Annotated in this window: 21 protein-coding genes; 17 read left to right on the forward strand and 4 right to left on the reverse strand. The window is 68.6% G+C overall.

Going from position 1 to position 26,140, the window contains the following annotated elements:
• The 6 genes from DDE23_RS03490 to DDE23_RS03515 all read left to right on the forward strand — a co-directional run bounded on the left by DDE23_RS03490 (position 1) and on the right by DDE23_RS03515 (position 8,932).
• Positions 1–1,224: a biopolymer transporter ExbB gene (locus tag DDE23_RS03490; RefSeq protein WP_107749976.1), complete on the forward strand. Its 1,224-nt coding sequence runs from the start codon at positions 1–3 to the stop codon at positions 1,222–1,224.
• Complete coding sequence (locus tag DDE23_RS03495; RefSeq protein ID WP_107749977.1) at positions 1,224–4,046, forward strand: peptidoglycan -binding protein; 2,823 nt, start codon at positions 1,224–1,226, stop codon at positions 4,044–4,046. Before DDE23_RS03490 ends, DDE23_RS03495 begins: the two co-directional genes overlap by 1 nt.
• Positions 4,047–4,136: 90 nt before the next feature.
• A complete protein-coding gene (locus tag DDE23_RS03500) occupies positions 4,137–5,231 on the forward strand; it encodes a YhgE/Pip domain-containing protein (protein WP_107749978.1) in 1,095 nt (364 codons plus the stop codon).
• Complete coding sequence (locus tag DDE23_RS03505; RefSeq protein ID WP_107749979.1) at positions 5,228–5,884, forward strand: TetR/AcrR family transcriptional regulator; 657 nt, start codon at positions 5,228–5,230, stop codon at positions 5,882–5,884. Before DDE23_RS03500 ends, DDE23_RS03505 begins: the two co-directional genes overlap by 4 nt.
• A 91-nt stretch (positions 5,885–5,975) precedes the next feature.
• Positions 5,976–8,627: an alanine--tRNA ligase gene (alaS, locus tag DDE23_RS03510; protein WP_107749980.1), complete on the forward strand. Its 2,652-nt coding sequence runs from the start codon at positions 5,976–5,978 to the stop codon at positions 8,625–8,627.
• Positions 8,628–8,629: 2 nt separating this feature from the next.
• Positions 8,630–8,932: a DUF1330 domain-containing protein gene (locus tag DDE23_RS03515; protein ID WP_107749981.1), complete on the forward strand. Its 303-nt coding sequence runs from the start codon at positions 8,630–8,632 to the stop codon at positions 8,930–8,932.
• 214 nt (positions 8,933–9,146) lie between these two features.
• Here DDE23_RS03515 and DDE23_RS03520 read toward each other — a convergent pair whose 3' ends face one another.
• The gene (locus DDE23_RS03520; RefSeq protein ID WP_107749982.1) at positions 9,147–9,602 is read right to left on the reverse strand and encodes an Lrp/AsnC family transcriptional regulator; all 456 of its coding nucleotides are present in this window, start codon (positions 9,600–9,602) and stop codon (positions 9,147–9,149) included.
• A 262-nt stretch (positions 9,603–9,864) separates the two neighbouring features.
• On the opposite strand from DDE23_RS03520, the gene DDE23_RS03525 reads away from it, so the two are divergent.
• The 3 genes from DDE23_RS03525 to DDE23_RS03535 are packed head-to-tail and all read left to right on the forward strand — an operon-like array spanning position 9,865 to position 14,215.
• Entirely contained in the window at positions 9,865–10,659 is a 795-nt protein-coding gene (locus tag DDE23_RS03525; protein ID WP_107749983.1) for a class II glutamine amidotransferase, read from the forward strand.
• Between the two features lie 31 nt (positions 10,660–10,690).
• On the forward strand, positions 10,691–11,584 hold the full coding sequence (locus DDE23_RS03530) for a fatty acid desaturase (protein ID WP_202863203.1): 894 nt from the start codon (positions 10,691–10,693) through the stop codon (positions 11,582–11,584).
• Between the two features lie 57 nt (positions 11,585–11,641).
• Positions 11,642–14,215 (forward strand): ATP-dependent helicase, encoded by a 2,574-nt coding sequence (locus tag DDE23_RS03535; protein ID WP_238149886.1) that lies wholly within the window; start codon positions 11,642–11,644, stop codon positions 14,213–14,215.
• Between the two features lie 539 nt (positions 14,216–14,754).
• Here DDE23_RS03535 and DDE23_RS03540 read toward each other — a convergent pair.
• Entirely contained in the window at positions 14,755–14,976 is a 222-nt protein-coding gene (locus tag DDE23_RS03540) for a DUF1127 domain-containing protein (protein WP_107749985.1), read from the reverse strand.
• A gap of 331 nt (positions 14,977–15,307) precedes the next feature.
• On the opposite strand from DDE23_RS03540, the gene DDE23_RS03545 reads away from it, so the two are divergent.
• From DDE23_RS03545 to mraY, 8 genes are all read left to right on the forward strand, one after another.
• Positions 15,308–16,396, forward strand: a complete 1,089-nt coding sequence (locus tag DDE23_RS03545; RefSeq protein WP_107749986.1) for an Mrp/NBP35 family ATP-binding protein — start codon at positions 15,308–15,310, stop codon at positions 16,394–16,396.
• A gap of 1,058 nt (positions 16,397–17,454) precedes the next feature.
• Positions 17,455–17,976, forward strand: a complete 522-nt coding sequence (locus DDE23_RS03550) for a division/cell wall cluster transcriptional repressor MraZ (protein WP_157957963.1) — start codon at positions 17,455–17,457, stop codon at positions 17,974–17,976.
• 11 nt (positions 17,977–17,987) lie between these two features.
• On the forward strand, positions 17,988–18,977 hold the full coding sequence (gene rsmH / locus DDE23_RS03555) for a 16S rRNA (cytosine(1402)-N(4))-methyltransferase RsmH (RefSeq protein ID WP_107749988.1): 990 nt from the start codon (positions 17,988–17,990) through the stop codon (positions 18,975–18,977).
• A gap of 1 nt (position 18,978) precedes the next feature.
• Positions 18,979–19,305 (forward strand): cell division protein FtsL, encoded by a 327-nt coding sequence (ftsL, locus tag DDE23_RS03560; protein WP_107749989.1) that lies wholly within the window; start codon positions 18,979–18,981, stop codon positions 19,303–19,305.
• The gene (locus DDE23_RS03565) at positions 19,302–21,077 is read left to right on the forward strand and encodes a peptidoglycan D,D-transpeptidase FtsI family protein (RefSeq protein ID WP_107749990.1); all 1,776 of its coding nucleotides are present in this window, start codon (positions 19,302–19,304) and stop codon (positions 21,075–21,077) included. The genes ftsL and DDE23_RS03565 overlap by 4 nt, the downstream gene beginning before the upstream one ends.
• A gap of 43 nt (positions 21,078–21,120) precedes the next feature.
• The gene (locus DDE23_RS03570; RefSeq protein WP_107749991.1) at positions 21,121–22,593 is read left to right on the forward strand and encodes a UDP-N-acetylmuramoyl-L-alanyl-D-glutamate--2,6-diaminopimelate ligase; all 1,473 of its coding nucleotides are present in this window, start codon (positions 21,121–21,123) and stop codon (positions 22,591–22,593) included.
• 1 nt (position 22,594) lies between these two features.
• Positions 22,595–23,995, forward strand: coding sequence for a UDP-N-acetylmuramoyl-tripeptide--D-alanyl-D-alanine ligase (locus DDE23_RS03575; protein WP_107749992.1), 1,401 nt, complete (start codon positions 22,595–22,597; stop codon positions 23,993–23,995).
• Between the two features lies 1 nt (position 23,996).
• Positions 23,997–25,082, forward strand: a complete 1,086-nt coding sequence (gene mraY / locus DDE23_RS03580; RefSeq protein ID WP_107749993.1) for a phospho-N-acetylmuramoyl-pentapeptide-transferase — start codon at positions 23,997–23,999, stop codon at positions 25,080–25,082.
• A 110-nt stretch (positions 25,083–25,192) separates the two neighbouring features.
• On the opposite strand, the gene DDE23_RS03585 is transcribed toward mraY, so the two are convergent.
• Together DDE23_RS03585 and DDE23_RS03590 are read right to left on the reverse strand one after the other, a co-directional pair.
• On the reverse strand, positions 25,193–25,696 hold the full coding sequence (locus DDE23_RS03585; RefSeq protein WP_133239514.1) for a GNAT family N-acetyltransferase: 504 nt from the start codon (positions 25,694–25,696) through the stop codon (positions 25,193–25,195).
• Between the two features lie 100 nt (positions 25,697–25,796).
• Positions 25,797–26,054, reverse strand: a complete 258-nt coding sequence (locus DDE23_RS03590; protein WP_107749995.1) for a DUF6455 family protein — start codon at positions 26,052–26,054, stop codon at positions 25,797–25,799.
• Positions 26,055–26,140: the final 86 nt, after the last annotated feature.

A 26,140-nucleotide genomic window follows, 5' to 3' on the forward strand; every position in this document is an offset into this window, starting at 1 on the left:
ATGGCGAAACAATTGCGAGCGGGCGCGCTGGGGCCGATCGGGCGGGTCCAGTTCACGCCGCCCCTGCGCCAGCTGACGCTCATGCTGATCTCGCTGGGGCTGGTGGGCGCGGGTGTCGCGCTGGCCTTTCCCCGCGTCTCGCCGATCTTTCTTGCCAATGTCTGGCTGAACGGTTTCATCGCGCTGGTCTTCGTGATCGGCGTGCTGGCGACCTTCTGGCAGACGCTGCAGCTGTTCAGTTCCGTGCGCTGGATCGGCGGTTTCGTCGCCGGAACGCCCGGCCATCAGATCACCATCGCCCCCCGGCTGCTGGCCCCGCTCGCCGCGCTGCTGCGCCAGCACGGCAAGGGCAGCCATATCTCGTCGACCTCGGCCCGCTCGATCCTGGAATCGGTCGGCACGCGGATCGAGGAAGAGCGGGACATCACCCGCTATCTGGTCAACCTGCTGATTTTCCTGGGGCTTCTGGGCACGTTCTACGGCCTCGCCACCTCGGTCCCGGCGGTGGTGGAGACGATCCGCTCGCTGGCGCCGCAGGAAGGTGAAAGCGCGCTTTCGGGCTTCGGGCGGCTGATGGGCGGGCTCGAGGCGCAGATGGGCGGCATGGGGACGGCGTTTTCCTCGTCGCTGCTGGGTCTCGCGGGCTCGCTGGTCGTCGGCATCCTCGAACTCTTCGCCAGTCAGGCGCAGAACCGCTTCTACCGCGAGTTGGAGGAATGGCTCAGCTCCATCACCCGCCTCGGCACCGCCTTGACCGAGGGCGAGGGCGGCGGCGCGGGTCTTGGCGCGGTGGCCGAGGTGCTGGATTCGCTGGCCGAGCAGATGGAGGGCATGCGCGTCCTGCAGGCTCAGGCCGAGGAGGGGCGCGCCCAGCTCGATGCGGCGCTCGAAGGGGTGTCGGCGGCGCTGAACCGGCTGGCGGACCGCGGGCAGGCCGAGGGCGCGACCCGCAGCGCGCTGGAGCGGGTGGCCACGGGGCAGGAGCGTCTGATCGCCCTGATCGAGCGCCAGCAGGGCAACGAGGCCGAACCGCATATCGAGGCCGAGACGCGGCTCAGGCTGCGCTCGATGGATGTGCAACTGGTTCGGATCCTTGAGGAACTCTCGGCGGGCCGGCAGGAATCCATGGCCGACCTGCGCAGCGACATCGCCATGCTGACGCAGGCCGTCCGCATGCTCAACCGCCAGCCGCCGCCCAGCATGGGCCGCGAGGATGACTACTGATGGGCCTCTCGCGCCGCGGCGGTCAGCGATTCTCGGCCTCGATCTGGCCGGGCTTCGTCGATGCCATGACGGCGCTGTTGCTGGTGCTGATGTTCGTGCTGTCGATCTTCATGATCGTGCAATCGGTGCTGCGCGAGACGATCACCACGCAGGACCACGAACTTGAAGGCCTGACTGCGCAGGTGGCCAGCCTGACCGACGCGCTGGGCCTCTCGCGCAGCCGGGTCGGCGCGCTGGAGGGGCAGGTGGCGGGGCTGAACTCGGACCTCGACGCCCTGCGCGCCACCTCGCGCCAGCAGGAGGCGGCGATCGCCGCGCTGAACACCGACCTCGCCGCGCGCAACGCCGATCTGACCGAGGCCCGCACCCAGATCACCGCCTTCGAGGCGCAGGTCGCGGCCCTGCTGGCCGACCAGACCCGGCTCAACACCCAATTGGCCGAGACCGAGGCCAATCGCGACGCGCTGATGTCCGAGACCGAGGCGCTGAACCTGGCGCTGGCCCAGGCCCGGGGCGAGATCGACGCGCAGACCGAAGCGGCGCGGCTGGCGGCGGCCGAGCGCGAGGCCATCGAGGCGGCGCTGGCCGAGATGCGCGCGCGGGCGGAGTCGGGCGAGGCCTCGCTGGCCGAGATGCTGGCGCGGCTGACCGAGACGCAGGGCGCCCGCGACGCGGCAGTGACGGCGCTTGCCTCGACCGAGGAGGCGCTGGCCCAGACCCGCGCCCGTCAGGCCGAGACCGCCGACCGGCTGACGCAGCTGCAGGATCAGCTCGCACGGGCCGAAAGCGCCCGCAACGACGCGCTGACGGCGCAATCGCGCACTGCCGCGACACTGGCCGCGCGCGAGGCGGCGCTGGCGGCCTTGGCCAGCCAGACCGAGGATCAGACGGCCCGGATCGCGGCGCTCGATGCCCAACTCTCGGACGCGGACCTCGCGCGGCAACAGGCTTTGGCCGATCTGGCGGCGCTGGATGCGCAGACGCAGGCGCGGATCGCGGAATTGCAGGGGCAGATGTCAGAGGCGGATCTGGCGCGGCAGCGGGCGCTGGCGGATCTGGCGGGACTGGACGAGCAGACCCGGGCCCGCATCGCCGAGCTGGAATCGCAGCTGACCGACGAGCAGGCCGCCCGCCAGCGCGCGCTGGCCGATCTGGCGACGCTCAACGACGCGACCCGCGCCCGGATCGCCGAGTTGGAGGCGCAGCTCTCCGACAGCGACCTCGCCCGCCAGCAGGCCTTGGCACAACTCGCGGCGCAGGATGACCAGACTCGGGCCCGGATCGCCGAGCTTGAAGCGCAGCTCTCCGACAGCGACCTCGCCCGCCAGCAGGCTTTGGCACAGCTGGCGGCGATGGATGACCAGACCCGGGCCCGGGTGGCGGAACTGGAGGCGCAGCTTTCCGCGGCGGACCTCGCGCGGCAGCGGGCGCTGGCCGAGATGGCGGCGCTCGATGACAGCACGCGGGCGCGGATCGCCGAATTGCAGGCGCAATTGTCGGACGCGGATCTGGCGCGTCAGCAGGCGCTGGCCGATATCGCCACGCTCGATGCGGCGACCCGGGCGCGGGTGGCGGATCTGGAGCAGCGGCTGAGCGATGCCGACATCGCCCGCCAGCAGGCGCTGGTGCAACTCGCCAGCCTCGACGAGACGACGCGGGCCCGCATCGCCGAACTGGAGGCGCGGCTGTCCGATGCCGAGATCGCCCGCCAGCAGGCCGTGGCGCAACTGGTGCAGGCGCAGGGCGACAGCGGCGCCGCGCTGGAGGAATCGGAACGCGCGCGTCTGGCCGAAGCCGCCGCCGCCGAGGCCCTGCGCCAGCGGCTCGCCGATGCCGAGGCGACGCTCAGCGACGCCGAACGCGAGCGGCTGGCGCAACTGGCGGCGGCCGAGGCCTTGCGCGAACGGCTCGCCTCGTCGGACGCCGAACTGACGGCGATGACCATGGCGCTGGAGGCGCAGCGCCAGCGGGCCGAGGAGACGCTGACCCTGCTCGCCGCCGCCGAAGCCGCCCGCGACGAGGCCCGGCAGACCCTGACCCGCGAGGCGACCGAAGCCGAGACCCGCGCCGCCCTCCTGCAACTGGCGCAGCAGCAATTGACCGACGCGCAGAGCGCCTCGACCGAGGATCAGCGGCGCCTTGCCCTGCTCAACGAACAGGTGGCGCAATTGCAGCGGCAGGTGGCGGGCCTGCAGGACCTTCTGGGTGAAAGCCGCGAGCGCGAGGCCGAAGCCGGCACGCAGATCGATTCGCTGGGCAGCGAACTCAACGCCGCGCTGGCCCGCGTCGCCGCCGAGGAACGCCGCCGGGCCGAGCTGGAAGCCGCCGAACGGGCGCGGCTGGAGCGCGAGGCCGCCAATCTGGAGCGTTACCGCTCGGAATTCTTCGGCCGGATGCGTGACATCATCGGCGGGCGGGATGGGGTGCAGATCGTCGGCGACCGCTTCGTCTTTCAATCCGAGGTGCTGTTCCCGCCCGGCTCTGCCGACCTCTCGGCCGAGGGGCAGGCGCAGATCCGGTCGATCGGCCAGCTGCTGCTCGACGCCTCGCGCGAGATCCCCGATGATATCGACTGGGTGCTGCGGGTCGACGGCCACACCGACAACGCCCAGATCCGGCCCGGCGGCGCCTATGCCTCGAACTGGGAGCTGAGCCAGGCGCGGGCGCTGTCCGTCGTGCTCTATCTCATCAGCGAGCTGGATTTCCCGCCCGAACGGCTGGCCGCCACCGGCTTTGGCGAGTTCCGCCCGGTGGTCCCCGGCTCCAGCGCCGAAGCGCGGGCAGCCAACCGCCGGATCGAGCTGAAACTCACCGAACGCTGACCTGCGGCACGGCAAGCGGCGGGGCAGGGGGCTTGATCGGTGCCGATTTTGTGAGTAAGCACTCACTATCATGATTCCCCGGAGGTCGCCATGTCCCTCATCGCCGATGCCCTGCGCGAGCGTCCCGTTCTCAGGGGGGCGCTGATCGCCCCCTCGGTGGCGGCGCTGATCTTCTCGCTCTTCACCCTCACGGCCGCGCCGGACCCGGTGACGCTGGCCTCGGGCGTGACCATCGCCACGGTCAACCACGACGCGGGCCTGCCCTTTCCGCCGATCAACGTGGCCAGCCGGATGATCGACGGGCTGGACGCCCGCCTGCCGATGCAGCTGCAAGCCTTCGACAGCGACGCGGCGGCGCGCGCCGCGCTCGATGCCGAAACGGTGCAGGCGGTGCTGATCTTCCCCGAGGATTTCTCGCGCGCGGTCGCCGGGTCCGAGGCCGTGCCGTTGACGCTCATCACCTCGGGCAGCCTGACCATGGCCGAGGCGCAGCTGACCGGCGCGCTGCCGGGGATGGTGGAATCGGGCGTCTCGGCCGCGGTGCAGTCGATCCGGCTGGCCATGGCGCGGGGCCAGATGCCCGACATGACCCCGCCCGTTGCCCTGAATGCCGAGACGCAGAACCCGCCCGCCAGCGCGGCGGCCCGCGCCGCGCCCTTCGTGGCGGGCTTTGCCACGGCGCTGGCGGCGCTGGTCGGCGGCATCCTCGGCTGGGTCGGCACCCGGGGGCTGGGCGGCAGGCGGGGCGCCATGGTGCGCACCCTCGTTCCGCTGGCCGCGCTGCCCGTTGCCGGGCTGGTGCTGGCGGGGATCGTCGCTGGCCTCGCCGGGGGGTCGTTCGGCGCGCTGTGGCTGGCCATCGCCGGGCTGGGCGTGGCCTTCGGCTGGTTCTTCGCCGGGGCGCTGGCGCTCTTCGGTCCGCTGGCCCTGCTGGTGCTGGTGCCGCTCGCCTTCTGGCAGCCGGCCATCGGTGGCGGGCAGATGCCGCTTTCCGCCGCGCCCGCGTGGCTGCACTGGCTGGCACCGCTGCATCTGGACGCCATCGGCGGCTATTTCCGGGCGCTGATCCTGGGCGCGGGGCATGACTTCCCCTGGTCGCTGGCGCTGGGCGCGGCGGCGCTGGGACTGGCGATGATCTGGCTGCGCGCCGCCCTTGTCCGCCGTCCGGCGCCGGTCGCCGCATGAAGCCCGGCGATCTGACCGAGGCGGTCGCCGCCGTCCTCGCCGCGGTCGAGGCCGCGGAGGGCCGCCTTGCCCCCAAGAAACGCGCGGTCATCGAGGCCGCGCTGCTGTGCTTCGCCGAAACCGGCTATGCCGCGACCTCGACCCGCAGCATCGCCCACCGCGCCGGTGTCGCCGAGGCCACGATCTTTCGCCATTTCGGCACCAAGGCCGACCTGCTTCTGCGTCTGGTCCGGCCGGTCGCCGCGCGGCTGATCCAGCCGGGTCTGGTCGAGGCGCAGGAGATCTTCGCCGAGACCGAAGGCAATCTCGAGGCCAAGATCGCCCGCATGATGACCGCGCGGCTGGCCTTCGCCGACCGCTATGCGCCGCTGGTGCGCATCCTGCTGCAGGAACTGCCGGTGAACCCGGAATTGCACGGGCTTTTGCAGGACAGCGTGATCGGCGGGCTGATCCGCTTCCTCGATATCGCGCTGGGCGAAGAGATCGCCCAGGGCCGCCTGCGCCCGATCCCGGCGCCGCGCTTCCTCAGGATCCTTGCCTCCATGCTGATCGGCTACTGGATCGCGCGCTCCATGGTGGCGCCCGGCGAGTGGGACGACGAGGCGGAAATCGCCCTCATGGCGGGGCTCCTGGCCCGGGGGCTGAAACCCTGAGGGCCGGGCGCCGCGCGATTCCCCTTGGAACGCGGCGCGGAAATCCTCTAAATGGCGCGCAAACCCGCAGACCGAAGGGCCCGTTCCGCCAATGGCAAGCCTCAACGATATCCGCTCGACCTTCCTCGATTATTTCCGCCGCCAGGGCCATGCCGTGGTGGACAGCTCGCCCCTGGTGCCGCGCAACGACCCGACGCTGATGTTCACGAACTCGGGCATGGTCCAGTTCAAGAACGTCTTCACCGGGCTGGAACACCGCCCCTACAACCGCGCGACCACGTCCCAGAAATGCGTCCGCGCCGGCGGCAAGCACAACGACCTCGACAACGTGGGTTATACCGCCCGTCACCATACGTTCTTCGAGATGCTGGGGAATTTCTCGTTCGGCGATTACTTCAAGACCGAGGCGATCCCCTTTGCCTGGGAACTCCTGACCAAGGATTTCGGCATCGACAAGACCCGGCTTCTGACCACGGTCTACCACACCGATGACGAGGCCTTCGAGATCTGGCGCAAGGTCGGTGTGCCGGAAGACCGGATCATCCGCATCGCCACCGACGACAATTTCTGGCGCATGGGCCCGACCGGCCCCTGCGGCCCCTGCACCGAGATCTTCTACGATCACGGCGACCATATCTGGGGCGGCCCGCCCGGCTCGAAGGATGAGGACGGTGACCGCTTCATCGAGATCTGGAACGTCGTGTTCATGCAGAACGAGCAGTTCGAGGACGGCACGCTGCGCCCGCTGGAGATGCAGTCGATCGACACCGGCATGGGGCTGGAACGGATCGGCGCGCTGCTGCAGGGCAAGCACGACAATTACGACACCGACCTGATGCGCGGGTTGATCGAGGCCTCGGCCAATGTGACCGACGGCGCCCCCGATGGCCCCGGCAAGACCCATCACCGGGTCATCGCCGACCACCTGCGCTCGACTGCCTTCCTGATCGCCGATGGCGTCATGCCCTCGAACGAAGGCCGCGGCTATGTCCTGCGCCGGATCATGCGCCGCGCCATGCGCCATGCGCATATGCTGGGCGCGCAGGATCCGGTGATGTTCAAGCTGGTGCCGGCGCTGGTGCGGGCCATGGGCGGCCATTACACCGAGTTGAAGACCGCCGAGGCCCTGATCGCCGAGACGCTGCGCCTGGAGGAAACCCGCTTCCGCACCACGCTGGACCGGGGCCTGAAACTGCTCGACGCCGAGCTGGAGAAGATCGCCGACAACACCGACCTTCCGGGCGAGGCGGCGTTCAAGCTCTATGACACTTACGGCTTCCCGCTGGACCTGACGCAGGACGCGCTGCGCGAAAAGGGCCGGGGCGTCGACACAAGGGGCTTCGAGGCGGCGATGGCCGAGCAGAAGGCCAAGGCCCGCGCCTCCTGGGCGGGGTCGGGCGATACGGCCAATCAGGCGATCTGGTTCGAACTGGCCGAGAAGCACGGCGGCAGCGAATTCCTGGGCTATGACACCGAAACCGCCGAAGGGCAGGTCCTGGCGCTGGTCGAGGGCGACACCCTGGTCGACGAGGCCAAGGGCGAGGTCTCGGTCGTCGTCAACCAGACCCCGTTCTACGCCGAAAGCGGCGGTCAGGTCGGCGACAGCGGCTTCCTGCGCTGGGACGGCGGCGAGGCCGCGGTCAAGGACACCAAGAAGCTGAACGGCGTCTTCGTGCATCAGGCCGTGGTCACCAAGGGCGCCCTGCGCCGGGGTGCAGCGGTGAAGCTGGAAGTGGACCATTCCCGCCGCGGCGCGATCCGCGCCAACCACTCGGCCACGCACCTCTTGCATGAGGCCCTGCGCCGGGCGCTGGGCGATCACGTCGCGCAGCGCGGCTCCTTGAACGCACCCGACCGGTTGCGGTTTGACTTCAGCCATGGCAAGGCGCTGGACGGCGGCGAACTGGCGATTGTCGAGGCCGAGGTCAACACCTTCATCCGCCAGAACGCCCCGGTGGACACCCGCATCATGACCCCCGACGACGCCCGCGCGCTGGGCGCGCAGGCCCTCTTCGGCGAGAAATACGGCGACGAGGTGCGGGTCGTGTCGATGGGGACGTTGCTCGATTCCGGCAAGGGTGCCGAGGGCAACACCTATTCGCTGGAACTCTGCGGCGGCACCCATGTGAAGCGCACCGGCGACATCGGCGCCTTCGTGCTCTTGGGCGACTCGGCCTCGTCGGCCGGCGTGCGGCGGATCGAGGCCCTGACCGGCGAGGCGGCGCTCGCCCATCTGCGCCAGCAGGAAGCCCGCCTGACCGAGGTCGCGGCGCTGCTGAAAACCCCGCTCGCCGATGTGGTGGAACGGGTGAAGGCGCTGGCCGAGGAACGCCGGGCGCTCTCCAACGAAGTGGCGCAGCTGAAACGCGACCTCGCCATGGGCGGCGGCACGGGCGGCGGGACCGAGGCCAAGGACATCGCCGGCGTCAAGTTCATCGGCCAGGTGCTGTCCGGCGTCTCGGGCAAGGACCTGCCGGCCATGGTCGACGCGATGAAGGCCAGGCTCGGCTCGGGCGCGGTGCTGCTCATCGCCGATACCGGCGGCAAACCGGCGGTGGCGGCGGGGGTCACCGATGACCTGACCGCGCGCCTCTCGGCCGTGGATCTGTTGAAAGCGGCGGTCGTGGAACTGGGCGGCAAGGGCGGCGGCGGCCGCCCGGCGCTGGCCCAGGGCGGCGGCGCCGACATGGCCGGGGCCGAGAAGGCCATCGCCGCGGCCGAAGCCATCATCAAAGGAAACTGACCATGCCCAAAGCCCTCTGGATCGCCCATGTCGAGGTGACCGACGCCGATTCCTATGGCCGCTATGCCCAGGGCGCCGGTCCGGCCATCGCCGGGCACGGCGGCAAGTTCATCGCCCGTGGCGGGCGCTACGTGACGCTGGAAGGCAAGGACCGCGCCCGCAATGTGGTGGCGGTCTTCCCCTCGCTGGAGGCGGCCGAGACCTGCTACCATTCGCCCGAATACCAGGCGGCACTGGACCACGCCCGCGGCGCCTCGGTCCGGGATCTGGTGATCGTCGAGCTGATGGACGACGCGAGCCTGTGAATGGCGGGGGCCAGCCCCCAGAGACGGGGAATGCGGGGGGCCAGCCCCCCGCACCCCCCGCCAAAGGGGACCCTCGGGCCCCCTTTGGAAACCCCCGAGGATATTTGCAGAACAAAGATCAAGATTAGCCTTTCGTTAACCGTGCATCTTTGTTCTTCAAATATCCCGGGGGGTGAGCCGCAGGCGAGGGGGGCAGCGCCCCCCTTTCTTCGTTTCACAAGGGCAGCGCCGTCGTGTCCTTGAGCTCTTCCATCACGAAGCTTGCCGAGACATCCGACAGGTCCACCCGCCGGATCAGCCGCTGATAGAGCGCGTCATAGGCTTTCACATCGGCGACCCGGGCGTGGATAAGGTAGTCGAGGTCGCCGGTCATGCGGTAGGCGCCCAGGATCTCCGGCAGGTCGCGGGTGGCCCTGGCGAAGCGCTCCAGCCAGTCGGGCCGGTGGTCCGAGGTGCGGATCATCAGAAAGACCGACAGGCCCAGTCCCAAGGCCTCGGCGTCGAGCAGCGCCACCCGGGCGCGGATCACGCCCGCCTCTTCCATCAGCCGGATCCGGCGCCAGACGGCGTTGCGCGACAGAGACACGCGACTGCCGATCTCCTCGAGCGGAAGTCCCGCATCCTGTTGCAAGATGGCGAGGATCCGGCGGTCGATTTCGTCCAGTGTCATGGCTTTTCCCGATATCTTGGGAGAATGTCACAAGAACCCTGGCAGAAATCACGGATCTTTGCGACCCTTTCCCGCGAAGGATTGGCTAGACTGCCAGCCAGTCAGGAGAGACCCGATGCTGCCACCCCACCTCCCCCTCCGACACGCTCCATGGCTGCCCCTGGCGGGGCTGGCGGGTTCCCGTCACCGCGTGCTAGCTTTTCCCGGCTACCCCGGGGCTGCCGCGCCCCTCCTGCCGATCACCGAAGACCGGAGTCGCTGAATGTGTCGCTGGGCCGCCTATGTCGGAGCGCCGATTTTTCTTGAGGACATCGTCTGTCGCCCCGGCCATTCGCTGATCGCCCAGAGCCATCACGCGATGCAGAGCACCACCGCGATCAACGCCGACGGATTCGGCATCGCCTGGTATGGCGAGCGGCCGGAGCCCGGGCTTTACCGCGACATCCTGCCCGCCTGGTCCGATCCGAACCTGCGCGCCATCACTGCCCAGGTGCGCTCGTCCCTGTTCCTCGCGCATGTCCGGGCCTCGACCGGCACCGCCACCAGCCGCAACAATTGTCATCCCTTCGTGGTGGGGCGCTGGAGCTTCATGCATAACGGGCAGGTCGGCGGCTATGACGGGTTCCGGCGCGATGCCGACATGATGATCCCCGACGACCTCTATCCCCAGCGCAAGGGCGCCACCGACAGCGAGGCCCTGTTCCTGATCGCCCTGGCCGAGGGGCTGGACCGCGACCCGCAGGGCGGGCTGGAACGCGCCGCCGCCCGGCTGGCGGCGCTGAGCCGGGCCAAGGGCTGCGGGCCGCATCTGCGGCTGACCTGCTGTTTCAGCGATGGCGAGACGCTTTACGCCGTGCGCTATGCCACCGACGACAAGGCGCCGAGCCTCTGGCACCGCTGGTCCGACACCCGGGGCGGGCGGGCTGTGGTCTCGGAACCGCTGGAGGCGGACGAGGGCGATTGGCAGGCGATCCCGCCCGGTTCCTTCTGCCGGTTCCGGGGCGCCGAGGTCGAAATCCGGCCCTTCGCGCCGGAGGGCATCGCGCAGGCGGCTTGACCCGGGGCGCGCTTCGGGGGCTCATGGACCGATGGAACCACCCCTGAGCCATAGCGACTTCCTCAGATCCCTGACGCCCGAGGCAAGGGCGGCGCTGACCGCGCGGCCGCGCCGGGCAGGGCTGGTGCATCTGGCGGCGCATGGCGGCGCCATCCTGCTGGCGGGCGGGCTGATCGCGGCGGGCGTGCCGGGCTGGCCGCTGCTGCTGCCGGTGCAGGGGGTGTTGATCGTCTTCCTCTTCACGTTGGAGCATGAATGCACCCACAAGACGCCTTTCGCCAGTGACCGGCTGTGCGAGGTCATGGGCACGCTCGCCGGGGCGCTGATCCTCAATCCCTTTCAATGGTTTCGCTATTTCCATCTGGCGCATCACCGCTTCACCAATCAGCCCGGCGACCCCGAGTTGGCCTCCCCCAAGCCCGAAACCCGGGGGGACTGGCTCTGGCATGTCTCGGGCATCCCGCTCTGGATCGGGTCGCTGCGGCTGCTCGGCCGGCTGGCGATGGGCGCCGAGCGCCCATCCTACCTGCCCGAGCGCGCGCGGCCCCGGGCGGAACGCGAGGCGCGGATCCTGCTCGCGCTCTACGCCGTGGCGCTGCTGTCGCTGCTGTGGACGCCCGTGATCCTCTGGGTCTGGCTGCTGCCAATCGTCATCGGCCAGCCCTTCCTCAGGCTCTACCTGCTGGCCGAACATGGCGATTGCCCGCAGGTGGCCGACATGTTCGACAACACCAGGACCACCTTCACCAACCGGCTGGTGCGCTTTCTCGCCTGGAACATGCCCTATCATGTCGAACATCACGTCTATCCGGCCGTGCCCTTCGACCAGCTCCCGGCGCTGCACGCGCTGATGCGGGATCACTTGCGCGTCACCGCCCCCGGCTATGCGGCGTTTTCCCGCGCCTATCTGGCCCGGCGGCGCTGACGGGGCTTGCGCCCCGGGGCTGCACAGGGCATGACGGGAACAAGTGGGGAACGACCAATGAGCGAACGCAGCCTGTCATCCTTGGCCATGGCCGGCGCCACGGCCAGCCGCTCGGCGCAATACATGGAGGGGCTGAACGCCCCCCAGCGCGAGGCGGTGGAAACCCTGAACGGCCCGGTGCTGATGCTGGCCGGGGCGGGGACCGGCAAGACCAAAGCCCTGATGGCGAGGGTTGCGCATCTCATTACCACCGGCGCCGCACGCTCTGACGAGATCCTCGCCGTTACCTTCACCAACAAGGCGGCGAAGGAGATGCAGCAACGCTTGCTCGTCACGCCGTTCGAGTTGAAGGAGCCGATCCGCTGGATGGGCACCTTCCATTCCATCTCAGCGAAGATACTGCGGCGCCATGCCGAATTGGTCGGACTGAAGTCCAACTTCACCATCCTCGATACCGACGACCAGCTGCGGTTGATGAAGCAGCTCATTCAAGCCCTGAACATGGACGAAAAGCGTTGGCCCGCGCGGCAGCTGGCCAATCTGATCGACGCCTGGAAGAACCGCGCCTGGCGGCCGGATCAGGTGCCGGGGGCGGAGGCCAGCGCCTTCAACAACCGCGGGACCGAGCTTTACGCCGCCTATCAGGACCGCCTGCGGACCCTCAACGCCTGCGATTTCGGCGATCTGATCCTGCATGTGGTGACGATCTTCCAGCAGAACCCGGATGTTCTGGCGCAATACCAGCGTTGGCTGCGCTACATCATGGTGGACGAATACCAGGATACCAACGTCGCCCAATACCTGCTGCTCAGGCTGCTGGCGCAGAGCCATTCCAACATCTGCTGCGTCGGCGACGACGATCAGTCGATCTATGGCTGGCGCGGCGCCGAGGTCGGCAACATCCTGCGCTTCGAGCGGGATTTCCCGGGCGCCAAGGTCATCCGGCTGGAGCAGAATTACCGCTCGACCCCGCATATCCTGGCCGCCGCCTCGGGCGTCATCGCCGCCAACCAGAGCCGGCTGGGCAAGACCCTGTGGACCGAGGCGACCGAGGGAGAAAAGGTTCGGCTTATCGGTCATTGGGACAGCGAAGACGAGGCGCGCTGGGTGGGCGAGCAAGTCGAGAAACTGGAACGCGGAACCAGTGCGTATTACTCGTATCGAAGGAACCCAAGGTCACAAACCGTAGACCAAGAGAACGACCGACTCGCGAAGAACTACGCGGCACGGGCCGAATCAAGATCGCTGCCCGTCGGTCGCGCCGGAGACCCCGAGACTGACTTTAAGTCTCGGAAGCTAATTTCAGATCCTGATAGCCCCCAGTTTGGACCCGAGATTTCTCCTGACGAGATGGCGATTCTGGTCCGCGCCAGCCATCAGATGCGCGCCTTCGAGGACCGCTTCCTGTCGATCGGGCTGCCCTATCGCGTCATCGGCGGCCCGCGCTTTTACGAGCGGATGGAGATCCGCGATGCGATGGCCTATTTCCGCCTCGCCATCTCGCCCACCGACGATCTGGCCTTCGAGCGGATCATCAACACCCCCAAGCGCGGTATCGGCGACAAGGCGCAGCAGACCATCCAGCGCGTCGCGCGTGAGGCGGATCTGCCCTTGCTGATGGGGGCGGCACTGGTGTTGCGCGATGGGATGCTGGGCGGTCGTGCCGCGGGCAACCTGCGGGAATTCATCGAGAATATGGCGCGCTGGCACGATATGGTGCGGGCACCCGCCGCACCGCCCGAGGATGCCGCACTGGTGGTCGAGGATTTCGACGCGCCCGCGCCCGGCCTCTCGCATGTCCGGCTGGCCGAGATGATTCTCGACGAAAGCGGCTATACGGCGATGTGGCAGGCCGAGAAGACGCCCGAGGCCGAGGGGCGGCTGGAGAACCTCAAGGAACTCATCAAGGCGCTGGAGGGCTTCGGCTCGCTGCAGGATTTTCTGGAGCATGTGGCGCTGATCATGGACAACGAGACCGAGGAAAGTCAGGCCAAGGTCACGATCATGACCCTGCACGCGGCCAAGGGTCTGGAATTCCCGGTGGTCTTCCTGACCGGCTGGGAAGAGGGGCTGTTCCCCTCGCAGCGCTCGATGGACGAATCGGGGCTCAAGGGGCTCGAGGAAGAGCGGCGGCTGGCCTATGTCGGCATCACCCGCGCCGAGGAGCTGTGCTTCGTCTCCTTCGCCGCCAACCGCCGGGTCTATGGCCAGTGGCAAAGCCAGCTGCCCAGCCGCTTCATCGACGAGATGCCGCGCGACCATGTCGAGCTGCTCAGCGCGCCCGGGCTGGGTGGCCTTGGCGGCGCGGCGCAGAGCCGTCACGCCCGGGCCGAGGATGACGACAGCCTCGAACACCGGGCGGCCAAGGCGGATGTCTACAACGCCCCCGGCTGGCGGCGCATGCAGGCCCGGGCCCGCGTGGCGCCGCCCACACCGATGGCCGTGCGCAGCGCCACCGCCGAGGTGCATTTCGCCCCCGGCGAGCGGGTTTTTCACCAGAAATTCGGGACGGGGTCGGTGGTCGCGGTGGACGGCGACAAGGTCGCCGTGGCCTTCGACCGGGCGGGCGAGAAACATATCGTCGCCCGCTTCCTGATGCCCGCGGATGGTATGGACGACGTGCCCTTCTGAGGCGCGTTCTTTACCAAGCGGTCCATATATGACTGCAATTCTACTTTCGAAAAAACAAAAACACGCGATGTCGTCGCAATATGCGAGATTCCGGGCCCGTGCCCGGAAAACAGGCATGCCGGAAACATCTTAAAACTGCAGGGACAAAACGAAAAAACGCGGCTGCCCGGGAGGAGGTGGGCAGCCGCGTCATCATCGGCGTTCGGGGGAGGACCGTCCGCCGCCTGTTTGGGGCGCGGCGATCCTGGGAGGAGGTAGGATCGCCGCGCCACGAACGGATACCCAGGGAGGAGGAGGGGCATCCGTAACTTTTGGGGTCGGCCCGCCAGGCGGGGAGCCCCGGAATTCGGGGCGCGGTTCCCCAGGGAGGAGGAGGGGGAACCGCGCCGGAGTGCCTTCGGCCCAGGGAGGAGGAGGGGCCTCAGCAACAGGTCGGAACCTTACCGCAGGGAGGAGGAAGCGGCGGTTCCTTGCACGATCGGCCCAGGGAGGAGGAGGGGCCGTCGTTTCGGTCACAGGCCCCGCGGGGCCCGGAATTCTTAAGCGTCGCGGCCGTAGGCGGCCTCATAGGCCAGGCGCGAGATCATCGAGCGGCTGATGCCGAGGTCAGCCAGTTCGCGGCTGGTCAGCGCATTCAGCTCGTTGTAGGTCCGGACATAGACACGCGAGCGCGCCCAGGCCGTCCGCAGCGACGAGAAGGCTTCGGCGATCTGGCCGAACACGCCGGTCGCGCGGGTCGTTTGTGCAGAGGCGTAAGCCATGGGTGTTACCTTTTCGTTTCGAGGCGATCCGTTTCCAGCCGGGCTGGTGATTTTGTTTCGCCGTTGAAGCAAAGATGGCCCAAATGCTGCGCCTGCACAATCCCTCCTCACGGCAATGCTGCTATGCAGCGACAGCATGGCGACGTAGGGGAAAGCTGCCTCAGGGGTGTATCTTGGGGACAAAGGTCGCATTCGGCGGGGGCACGGGCGGCCTGAGCGGCCCTTCCCTGCGGCAGAATGTCCCTTTCGGCGCCCGGGTCGCGGGGGCTTGTCACCGGCCGATTCCCGGACAGGTTAGGGCAAACCGATTCTGAAGGAACAGGAGTATCCCATGGCCGCCAGCCCGTCGCGCGACGCGATCCTCGCCACGCTTGCCCGCATCGCGGTGCCCGGCGGGGGCGATCTGGTCAGCCGCGACCTCGTCCGCGCGCTGGGTGTCGATGCGGGCAGCGTCCGGTTCGTCATCGAGACCGACTCCGCCGACACCGCCCGCGCGCTGGAACCGGTGCGCGCCGCGGCCGAGGCGGCGGTGGCGGCGATGGAGGGGGTGAGCAAGGTCTCGGTCGCGCTGACCGCGCATGGCCCGGCCGCGAAGGCACCCGCCGGGGCGGGGAAGGGGGCCGCGCCCTCGCTCTCGATCGGTCGCCACCCGACCGCCGGTCCCAACGAGGTGCCGGGCGTCAAGCGCATCATCGCCGTGGGCTCGGGCAAGGGCGGGGTCGGCAAGTCGACCGTCTCGGCCAACCTTGCCGTGGCGCTGGCGCGCGAGGGCTGGCGGGTCGGGCTGGTCGACGCCGATATCTATGGCCCCAGCCAGCCGCGGATGATGGGCGTGACCAAGAAACCCGCCTCGCCCGATGGCAAGACCATCATCCCGCCGGTGGCCTTCGGGGTGCGCGTCATCTCCATCGGCATGATGCTGCCCGAGGAACAGGCACTGATCTGGCGCGGCCCGATGCTGATGGGGGCCTTGCAACAGCTGATGACGCAGGTCGCCTGGGGCGATCTTGATGCGCTGGTCATCGACATGCCGCCGGGGACGGGCGATGTGCAGATGACGCTTTGCCAGAAGTTCCCGGTGACCGGGGCGATCATCGTCTCGACCCCGCAGGATGTGGCGCTCCTGGACGCGCGGCGCGCGCTCAACGCCTTCGAGACGCTGAAGACCCCGGTGCTGGGGCTGATCGAGAACATGTCGACCTTCGTCTGTCCGAACTGCGGGCATGAGGAGCATATCTTCGGCGATGGCGGCGTGGCGCGCGAGGCCGAGAAACATGGGCTGCCGATGCTGGGATCGCTTCCCCTGCTGCTGGAGGTGCGCCTGTCGGGTGATGGCGGGCAGCCGGTGGCGGCGGGCGACAGCCCGGCGGGCGAGCCCTACCGGCGCATGGCGCGGTCGCTGATCGCGCAGCTGGTCTGACGCGGGATCAGGCTGGGATTTTCAGGGAGCCCGGGCGGAAACGCCCGGGCTTTTGGTTTTTCGACCCTCTGATACGGGGCCTCCGCCGCCCGGATCCGTGAAATCCCAGCGGTGTTTCGGGGGAATGGCCTGGAAAGGCGGGGGAGGGGCGCGAAAGCGTGGCGCCGCGAACACGGCGGCTGCGACGCATCAGGCGTGATGGCGCGGCAGCGGGTGGGGTCCGTGGGGAGGACCCGCGGGTCTCAAGGTCCTGGCGGCGGCTGATCTGGGGGCCGGGTATCCGCAAGGGCGGGGGCGCAGGCCCGGCGAGGAGGCGGCGCGCGGTCAGGCCCGGGATCGGGCTGGGAATTCCAGGGATCCGCTCGGGACGGCCGGGGTTTTCCCTGGCGCTGACCCGTTCCGTCCCATCGCAGCCCCCTCCGGGAAACCGCCGAACCCACGAAATCCCAGAATGAGGCCCGGAGTCCGGCTGGGACAGGCTGGGAAATGGCCTGGGACTGGATGGGATCGCTCTGGGCCAACCTCCGCCGAATCGGAATCACACCCCGGTGAGGGGGATATTAATTGTGGATAAGTGTGGGATAATTAATCTTAACGATTGCGTGTGTCCCTATGGACACAAATCCGCGCCCCGCCGCCGATTCTTCCCCTGACCCTGAAGGGGGCTGTTAGCGCTTTATCTGGTGGGGCGGGTAGGGGGTCTGGCCGATATCTAGTGTTGCGCCAGGCCGGGCCTCAACGACTGGTAGCGTCATCCCCTGCGCGACCTGCGCATTCCCTCGAATTCCCGTTGATATCCGTGAAGTCCCATGGCATCAAAGGACCATGGAAGGACACAAAAAAGATCCTCCGATACCAAGGCAGTAACTACAGGCAACTTCACATCAAGATCTGGAGCGTAGCGAGCAGACGTCTTTCATCCCCCCCCCTAGTAAAGACGGTTACGTGACCAGGCGACCCCGCAGTGGGACGAGGGCGGCGGCTCGGGTATGGCAGCACCCGAGCCGCCGTTTCAATTTTGGCGCTCCCGGATCGGTGGAGCAACAGGAGAATGCGGCGTGTCGCTCAGATTTCGCAGCGACGACGAACAGGGCATCGACGGGAAGGGGCGCGTCTCCATTCCCGCCGCTTTCCGTCCTGTCATCGCCGCGGGCGACCATCTGATGGCCCAGGGCGAGCGCCCCACCTTCGTCATCGTCTACGGCACCGACTCGCTTAATCACCTGCGCTGCTATACCCGCAAGGAGATGGAGAAGATCGAGGAGCGTATCGAGCTTCTCGACGAGGGGACCGAAGAGCGCGAGATCGCCGAGACCTTCTTCCTCGGTTCCTCGATGGACGTGCAGCTGGGCGACGACGGACGCATCGTCCTGCCGCAACGGCTGCGCAAGAAGCTCGACCTCGACGACCGCATCTATTTCATCGGTGTCGGCAGCCACTTCAAGATGTGGAAGCCCGAGACCTACAAGGCGCATGAAGCCGGCCGCACGGACGCGCTGATCGTCGAGCGTGGCGGTGCCCGCTTCGATCCCGCTTCGCTGCTGCCGAAGCTTCCGCCGAAACCGACCCCTGCCGTGTGACGGAAAGGACGATGCCCTCCGAGAACCCCGACGCCCCGCACATCCCCGTCCTCCTGACCCCGCTTCTGGCCGGGGTAGGGGCAGTCTCGGGCGTGTGGCTGGACGGGACCTTGGGCGCGGGCGGCTATGCCCGGGGCCTTCTGGCGGCCGGTGCGGATCTGGTCATCGGCATCGACCGCGACCCGCTGGCGCTGGATCTGGCGCGGGACTGGGGCCGGCCCTATGGCGAGCGGCTGCGGGTGGTGCAGGGCACGTTTTCGGACCTCGATACGCTGGCGGGCGAGCCGCTTGACGGCGTGGTGCTCGACCTTGGCGTGTCGTCCATGCAGCTCGACCTGCCCGAACGCGGCTTTTCTTTCGCCAAGGACGGCCCCCTCGACATGCGGATGAGCCAGGAGGGGCCCTCGGCCGCCGATCTGGTCAACCACGAGGATGAAGCGGCGCTGGCCGACATCCTCTACCATTACGGCGAAGAACGCGCCTCGCGCCGCATCGCCCGGGCCATCGTCAAGGCCCGCGCGCTGGAACCCATCGAGACCACGCTGCGCCTGACCGAGATCGTCAGCAGCCAGCTGCCCCGGCCGAAACCCGGGCAAAGCCACCCCGCGACGCGCAGCTTTCAGGCGCTTCGCATCGCGGTGAATGCCGAGTTCCACCAGCTCGCCGAAGGGCTCGAGGCCGCCGAACGGGCGCTGAAACCGGGCGGCATGCTGGCCGTGGTCAGCTTCCATTCGCTGGAAGACCGGATCGTGAAACGCTTCCTGCAGCAACGCTCGGGCCGCGCCGGGCAGGGGAGCCGCCACGCCCCGATGCAGGAGGCCGAAGCGCCGCGCTTCGAGACCCTGACCCGCAAGGCGGTCGCCGCCGACGAGGCCGAATGCGCCGCCAACCCCCGCGCGCGCTCGGCCCTTCTCAGGATCGCCCGGCGCACCGATGCCCCGGCCGGCCCCGTCGACCGTTCGGCCCTTGGCCTTCCCTCGCTTGTCCTGAAAGGAGACTGAGTTGCGCGCGCTCTTCTATCTGCTGACGGCCTTCGGGGTGATCGGGCTGGCGATCTGGGCCTATGACCAGAACCAGAAGACCCAGGTGGCGATCCGCGACGTGCGGGGCCTGCGCGCCGAGATCCGCGCGCTGCACGAGGCGCTGGATGTGCAGCGCGCCGAATGGGCCTATCTCAACCGCCCGCAACGCCTGCGGGCGCTGGCTCAGATGAATTTCGAGCGCCTGGGCCTTCTGCCGCTGCAAGGCGGGCAATTCGGCCAGGTTGACGAGATCCCTTATCCGCTGATCGGCGCCGCCGCCAGCACCGGCCCGGAGGATACGCTGTGAACCGCCTGCCGCTGCGCCCGCTGGCCCGCATCCTCGATGCCCGCGCCCAGGGCGTGAACCCGCTGACCATCGAGAAGGAAAACCTGCGCCTGCGCCGCGAGCAGCAGCGCGACGCCGGGCGCCGCCGGGCGGAATGGCGGCTGCTGTTCCTCGCCACCGCGTTTTTCGCGGGCTATGCGGCGATCGGCGCCAAGATGGGGATGCTGGCCGCCTCGCCGGTCGTGGAATCCGAACCCTATGTCGGCGAGAGCATCTCGGGCGAACGGGCCGATGTGCTTGATCGCAATGGCAATATCCTCGCCACCAACCTGGTGACGCATTCGCTTTACGCCGAGATGCGCTACATGGTCGACGGCCGCCGCGCCGCGCATGAACTGGTGCAGATCTTCCCCGATCTGGACGAGGAACGTCTGGCCGCGCGGCTGACCGATCCCAACCGCCGCTTCGACTGGATCCGGGCCCGCGTTTCGCCCGAACAGGCGCAGGCCGCGCATGACATCGGCGAGCCGGGCCTGCTGCTGGGCCCGCGCGACATGCGGCTTTATCCCAACGGGACGCTGGCCGCGCATGTGCTGGGTGGCACGACCTATGGCGAACAGGGTGTCACCGCGGCCGAGATCCAGGGCGTTGCCGGCCTCGAATACGCCCAGAACCAGCGGCTGAGCGACGCCGATCTGGCCGACGTGCCGCTCACCCTGTCGCTGGACCTTGGCGTGCAGGCGGCGGTCGAGGAGGTGCTGGCAGACGGCATCGCCATGTATAACGCCAACGGCGGCTCGGCGATCCTGATGGACGCGCATACCGGCGAGATCGTCGCCATGACCTCGGCCCCGACCTTCGATCCGAACGACCGCCCGGCGCCGGCACTGACCGGCGATCCGGCCGATTCGCCGCTGTTCAACCGGGCGGTGCAGGGGCTTTACGAGCTGGGCTCGGTGATGAAGGTCTTCACCGTGGCCCAGGCGCTCGACATGAACATGGTCACGCCCGAGACGATGATCGACACCCGCGGCCCGATCCGCTTCGGCCGCTTCCGGCTGAGCGACATGCATTCGATGCCCGCCTCGATGTCGGTGACCGACGTGCTGGTCGAAAGCTCGAACGTCGGCACCGCGCGGATCGCCCAGATGATCGGGGCCGAGCAGCAGCAGAACTTCCTGCGCCGTCTGGGCCTTCTGGACCAGATGCCGCTGGAGGTCAGCGAAACCGGCCGTGTGCGCCCGCAATACCCGGCGCGCTGGTCGGAGCTTTCGGCCATGACCATCAGCTATGGCCACGGCATGACCATGACGCCGCTGCATCTGGCGGCGGGCTATGCGGCGATGGTGAACGGGGGCACGCTGGTGCAGCCGACGCTGCTGCGCCGCCCCGACGCGCCCGTGGGGCAGCGGGTCATCACCGAAGAGACCTCGCGCATCATCCGCACCATGCTGCGTGATGTGGTGACCGAGGGCACGGCCTCGTTCGGCGATGTCGACGGCTATGCCGTGGGCGGAAAGACCGGGACCGCCAACAAGGTCCGTCCCGAGGGCGGCTATTATCAGGACCGTACCGTTGCCACCTTTGCCGGGGCCTTTCCGATGAACGACCCCCGCTATGTCTTTGTGGTGACGATGGATGAGCCGACGATCTTTGTCGCCGGCCAGAACCGGCGCACGGCGGGCTGGACGGTGGTGCCGGTGGTGGCGCAGATGATCGGCCGGGTGGCGCCGATGCTGGGATTGCGCCCGCAGACCCCCGCAGAGATTGAAGCGGGCATGCAGCTGCGTTAGGCATCCCCCAGACGGGCTGACGCCGACGGGCAAGGGGACCAGGATGACCGACAAGACCCTGGGAGAGCTGGGACTTACCGCGCAAAGCGGCGATTCCCGGGCGCCGATCACGGCGATCACGCTCGACAGCCGCGCGGTGCGGCCCGGGACGCTGTTCGCGGCGCTGCCCGGCAGCCGGGTGCACGGGGCCGAGTTCATCGACCCGGCGCTGCGCATGGGGGCCTCGGCCATCCTGACCGACCGGCAGGGCGTCCAGATCGCCGCCGAGACGCTGGCCCGCCACCCGCAGGCAGCCCTTGTCGTGGCCGAGGACGCACGCGCGGCGCTGGCCATGGCGGCGGCGCTTTTCTACGGCGCGCAGCCCTCGGTGATGGCGGCGGTGACGGGGACCAACGGCAAGACCTCGGTCGCCAGCTTCACCCGCCAGCTCTGGACCGCGCTGGGCCATGCCGCGATCAATGTCGGCACCACGGGGGTCGAGGGCGCCTGGGGCATGCCGCTGGCCCATACCACCCCCGACGCGGTGACGCTGCAATCGCTGCTGGCCCAGGCCGCGGCGGCGGGCGTGACGCATGCGGCGATGGAGGCGAGCTCGCACGGCCTCGACCAGCGGCGGCTGGAGGGCGTGCGCCTGTCGGCGGCGGCCTTTACCAACCTCACGCAGGACCACCTCGATTATCACCCCTCGATGGAGGAGTATTTCCTCGCCAAGGCCGGGCTCTTCACCCGCCTCCTGCCCGAGGAAGGGATCGCGGTCATCAACACCGACGATGCCTATGGGCGGCGCCTGTTGGGCATGGTCGAACAGCCGGTGCTCAAGGTCGGCCAGGACGAGGATTGCGACCTGCGCATTCTCGACCAGCGTTTCACCGCCCATGGTCAGACGCTGCGTTTCCGCTGGAAGGGCCGGGCGCAGCAGGTCGATCTGGCGCTGGTCGGGGGCTTTCAGGCGGCGAATGCGCTGCTGGCGCTGGGGCTGGTGCTGGCCACCGGCGGCGACGCGGCCGAGGCGATTTCGGCGATGGAGACGCTGCAAGGCGTGCGCGGCCGGATGCAGCTGGCCGCCACGCGGCAGAACGGCGCCCCGGTCTTCGTCGATTACGCCCATACCCCGGCAGCGGTGGAAACCGCGCTGAAGGCGCTGCGCCCGCATGTGATGGGGCGGCTGATCGTGGTGCTGGGGGCGGGCGGCGACCGTGACAAGACCAAGCGCCCGCTGATGGGCAAGGCGGCGGTCGAGAATGCGGATGTTGTTTTTGTGACAGACGACAACCCTCGGAGCGAGGATCCGGCGGTGATCCGTGCAGAAATATTGCAAGCCGCGCCCGAAGCCACCGAAGTCGGCGACAGGGCCGAGGCGATCCTGCGGGCCGTTGACGCGCTGGAGCCGGGCGATGCCCTGTTGATCGCGGGCAAGGGGCACGAGACCGGGCAGACGGTCGGAGGCATCGTCTATCCCTTCGACGATCTGGAACAGGCCAGCGTGGCGGTGGCCGCGCTTGACGGGACATTGTGACATGAGCCTCTGGACCCATACCGAGGCCGAAGCGGCCACCGGCGGCAGCGCCACCGCGCCCTTCGCGGTGACCGGCCTTTCCATCGACACCCGCAGCCTGCGCCCGGGCGACCTGTTCGTCGCCCTGAAAGCGGCGCGGGACGGGCATGATTTCGTGGCCCAGGCCTTTGCCGCAGGCGCCGCGGCGGCGCTGGTCGACCACGTGCCCGAGGGCGTGACCGGCCCCTGCCTGGTGGTGCCCGAGGTGCTGGCGGCGCTGACCGCGCTGGGCGCGGCCGGGCGCGCGCGGGCCAAGGGCAAGGTGATCGCCGTCACGGGGTCCGTCGGCAAGACCTCGACCAAGGAGATGCTGCGCGAGATGTTCGACGCTTTCGGCAGCGTCCACGCCGCCGAGGCCAGCTTTAACAACCATTGGGGCGTGCCGATCACCCTGGCCCGGCTGCCCGCCGAGGCCGATTTCGCCGTCATCGAGATCGGCATGAACCACCCCGGCGAGATCGCGCCGCTGGCCCGCCTCGCCCGGCCGCATGTGGCGATGGTCACCACCATCGCCCCCGCCCATCTGGAGGCCTTCGACTCGCTCGCGGGCATCGCGCGGGAAAAGGCCGACATCTTCCTCGGCCTCGAACCCGGCGGCACCGGCGTCTACAACGCCGATCTCGAGACCAGCCCGATCCTGGCCGCGGCGGCGGGTGAGGGGGCGCTGTCCTTCGGCCTGAGGGGCACGGTGACACTGACCGCGATCCGCCAGACCGCGGTCGCGACGGTGGCCGAGGCCGATATCGACGGCGGGCATTACCTGCTCAGGCTCGCCGACGCCGGACCGCATTTCGCGCTGAACGGGCTGGGCTGTCTGGCGGTGGCCCGGGCGCTGGACCTCGACCTCGCGCTGGCGGCGCAGGCGCTGGGCCGCTGGCGGCCGCCCGCCGGGCGCGGCAAGCGCGAGGTGCTGCTGCTCGATCCGGCCAGCGATGCCCGGGCCACGCTGATCGACGACGCCTTCAACGCCAATCCCGCCTCGCTCGCCGCCGCGCTCGACGTGCTGGCCGCGACCCAGCCCGGCCCGGGCGGGCGCCGCATCGCCATCCTGGGCGACATGCTGGAACTCGGCCCCGACGAAATCGCCCTGCACCGCGCCATTGCCGACCACCCGGCCATCGCCCGCACCGACCTTGTGCACACGGTCGGGAGGCGGATGGAGGCCCTGTGGCAGGCGCTACCGCAATCGAAGCGCGGCAAGCATGTCGCGCAGGCCGACGATCTGGGCGCCAAGGCGCATCACCTGGTCCATCCCGGTGATGTCGTGCTGGTGAAGGGGTCGAAAGGCAGCTATGTGTCCCGCGTCGTGGATGCGCTGCGCCATCTGGGTCACCCGCTACCTGAAGAGCCGACAGGGGAATAGGATGCTCTACTGGCTTGCCGAATTTTCCGAGGCCTTCATCGGCTTCAACCTGTTTCGCTACATCACCGTCCGCGCCGGCGCCGCCTTCTTCACGGCGCTGATCTTCGGCTTCGTCTTCGGCAAGCCGCTGATCAACTTCCTCAGGAAGCGGCAGGGCAAGGGCCAGCCGATCCGCGAGGACGGGCCGCAATCGCATCTATTGACCAAGAAGGGCACGCCGACCATGGGCGGGCTTTTGATCCTCAGCGCGCTGACCGTCTCGACCCTGCTCTGGGCGCGGCTCGACAATCCCTATGTCTGGCTGGTGATGGGCGTGACCTGGGGCTTCGGGCTGATCGGCTTTGCCGACGATTACGCCAAGGTGACCAAGTCCAACGTCAAGGGCGTTTCGGGCAAGATCCGCATGGCGGCGGGGCTGGTGATCGCGCTGATTGCCGCCGTGGTGGCGATGTGGCTGCATCCGGCCGAGCTGACCGGCCAGCTGGCCATGCCGGTGTTCAAGAGCGCGCTCCTCCCGCTGGGCTGGGCCTTCGTGCCCTTCGCCATGCTGGTGATCGTGGGATCGGCCAATGCGGTCAACCTGACGGACGGGCTGGATGGTCTGGCCATCATGCCGGTGATGATCGCGGCGGGGACGCTGGGGGTGATCGCCTATGCGGTCGGCCGGGTCGACTTCACCGCCTATCTGGACGTGCATTACGTGCCGGGGACCGGGGAACTGCTGATCTTCACCGCGGCGCTGGCGGGCGGGGGCCTCGGCTTCCTGTGGTACAACGCGCCGCCGGCGGCGGTGTTCATGGGCGACACCGGCTCGCTGGCGCTGGGCGGCGCGCTGGGGGCGATCGCGGTGGCGATCAAGCATGAGATCGTGCTGGCCATCGTCGGCGGCCTCTTCGTGGTCGAGGCGATGTCGGTCATCATCCAGGTCGTCTATTTCAAGCGGACCGGGAAACGGGTCTTCCTGATGGCCCCGATCCACCATCATTTCGAGAAACGGGGCTGGGCCGAGCCGCAGATCGTGATCCGGTTCTGGATCATCAGCCTGATCCTGGCCCTGATCGGCCTCGCGACGCTGAAAATCCGCTGACGGTGCCGGTGTCCCCCGCGTGGGACACCCCGACCGGCCAAGCCTTTCCAAAGGCTTGGCCGCGCGCATTCAGGAAAACTTAAGAAAGTCCCTTTGGACGGAAGGCGGGGTCAGAACCGCGCTTCCAGCAGGACCACGGCGATCGGCGGCAGACCCTCGCGCCCCGGGAAAACGCCGCGCCCGACTTCGGCAAAGCCCCAGCGGCGGTAGAAGGCCACCGCGTTCAGCGTGGCCTCGATGCGGATCAGCCGGTCACCCGCCGCCCGCGCATCGGCCAGCGCGCGCTCCATCAGCGACTGGCCCAGCCCGCGTCCGGCATGATCGGCGCGCACGAATAGGCGTTTCACCTCACCCGGCTCACCCAGGGCAAAACCCAGGGTCACGCCATCCGCCTCGGCGATCCAGACCTTGCCCGCGGCGCAATCGGGCCGGTAATCCTCGGGCGTGCGGCCGGTCATCCAGGTGGCGACGACCTCGGGCGGATAGGGATCGGGCGCCAGCCGCCGCACCGAATCGCCGGTCAGAGAAAAGACGGTTTCGGCGTCTGCACCCGTCGAGCGCCGGTAGATGACGAATTGCGAAGATATGGCGGATTCTCCTGTTTTCCGGCTCACCTTGCCGACGAAAAAGGTACCGTCAATCTACAGAAGCGTGATTCTCCTCCTGCGGGACAGGCGGCACCGGAACACACCCGGCCACCGCCCCGCCCCCAGGTCAGTCCGCGCGCAGGCGATGCAGCATCGCCCGGTTGCGGCAGTAATCGGGCGTATCCCCGGCGCCCGCGGCGTGATCGCTCAGCCAATTGGCGCACTCGCCCGAGCCTTCGCAGCCCATGCAGGCCATGACCGCGTTGCGCATATCCTGCCCGGTAATCCTGCCTTCCGCCAGACCCTGGCCGAGATCGGCGTGAAGCGTTTCGGCCATGCTGCCGATCAGGCCGCTTGCGCGGTCCAGTTTCTTGAAAAAGCCCATGGTGTGCTCCCGCCCAACCCCGTTGCATTGGCAACAACTATGCGGGGCCCGGGGCGGCGGCTCCTTGATCCAGATCAAGCTGTGCC

It is taken from the genome of Pararhodobacter aggregans, from assembly GCF_003075525.1.
Lineage (GTDB): Bacteria > Pseudomonadota > Alphaproteobacteria > Rhodobacterales > Rhodobacteraceae > Pararhodobacter > Pararhodobacter aggregans.

What these genes read in the sequence shown, in the direction of transcription:
- DDE23_RS03490 (WP_107749976.1), top strand. Translation starts at nt 1, where the DNA reads ATGGCGAAACAATTGCGAGCGGGCGCGCTGGGGCCGATCGGGCGGGTC.
- DDE23_RS03495 (WP_107749977.1), top strand. Translation starts at nt 1,224, where the DNA reads ATGGGCCTCTCGCGCCGCGGCGGTCAGCGATTCTCGGCCTCGATCTGG.
- DDE23_RS03500 (WP_107749978.1), top strand. Translation starts at nt 4,137, where the DNA reads ATGTCCCTCATCGCCGATGCCCTGCGCGAGCGTCCCGTTCTCAGGGGG.
- DDE23_RS03505 (WP_107749979.1), top strand. Translation starts at nt 5,228, where the DNA reads ATGAAGCCCGGCGATCTGACCGAGGCGGTCGCCGCCGTCCTCGCCGCG.
- alaS (WP_107749980.1), top strand. Translation starts at nt 5,976, where the DNA reads ATGGCAAGCCTCAACGATATCCGCTCGACCTTCCTCGATTATTTCCGC.
- DDE23_RS03515 (WP_107749981.1), top strand. Translation starts at nt 8,630, where the DNA reads ATGCCCAAAGCCCTCTGGATCGCCCATGTCGAGGTGACCGACGCCGAT.
- DDE23_RS03520 (WP_107749982.1), bottom strand. Translation starts at nt 9,602, where the DNA reads ATGACACTGGACGAAATCGACCGCCGGATCCTCGCCATCTTGCAACAG.
- DDE23_RS03525 (WP_107749983.1), top strand. Translation starts at nt 9,865, where the DNA reads ATGTGTCGCTGGGCCGCCTATGTCGGAGCGCCGATTTTTCTTGAGGAC.
- DDE23_RS03530 (WP_202863203.1), top strand. Translation starts at nt 10,691, where the DNA reads ATGGAACCACCCCTGAGCCATAGCGACTTCCTCAGATCCCTGACGCCC.
- DDE23_RS03535 (WP_238149886.1), top strand. Translation starts at nt 11,642, where the DNA reads ATGAGCGAACGCAGCCTGTCATCCTTGGCCATGGCCGGCGCCACGGCC.
- DDE23_RS03540 (WP_107749985.1), bottom strand. Translation starts at nt 14,976, where the DNA reads ATGGCTTACGCCTCTGCACAAACGACCCGCGCGACCGGCGTGTTCGGC.
- DDE23_RS03545 (WP_107749986.1), top strand. Translation starts at nt 15,308, where the DNA reads ATGGCCGCCAGCCCGTCGCGCGACGCGATCCTCGCCACGCTTGCCCGC.
- rsmH (WP_107749988.1), top strand. Translation starts at nt 17,988, where the DNA reads ATGCCCTCCGAGAACCCCGACGCCCCGCACATCCCCGTCCTCCTGACC.
- DDE23_RS03570 (WP_107749991.1), top strand. Translation starts at nt 21,121, where the DNA reads ATGACCGACAAGACCCTGGGAGAGCTGGGACTTACCGCGCAAAGCGGC.
- DDE23_RS03575 (WP_107749992.1), top strand. Translation starts at nt 22,595, where the DNA reads ATGAGCCTCTGGACCCATACCGAGGCCGAAGCGGCCACCGGCGGCAGC.
- mraY (WP_107749993.1), top strand. Translation starts at nt 23,997, where the DNA reads ATGCTCTACTGGCTTGCCGAATTTTCCGAGGCCTTCATCGGCTTCAAC.
- DDE23_RS03590 (WP_107749995.1), bottom strand. Translation starts at nt 26,054, where the DNA reads ATGGGCTTTTTCAAGAAACTGGACCGCGCAAGCGGCCTGATCGGCAGC.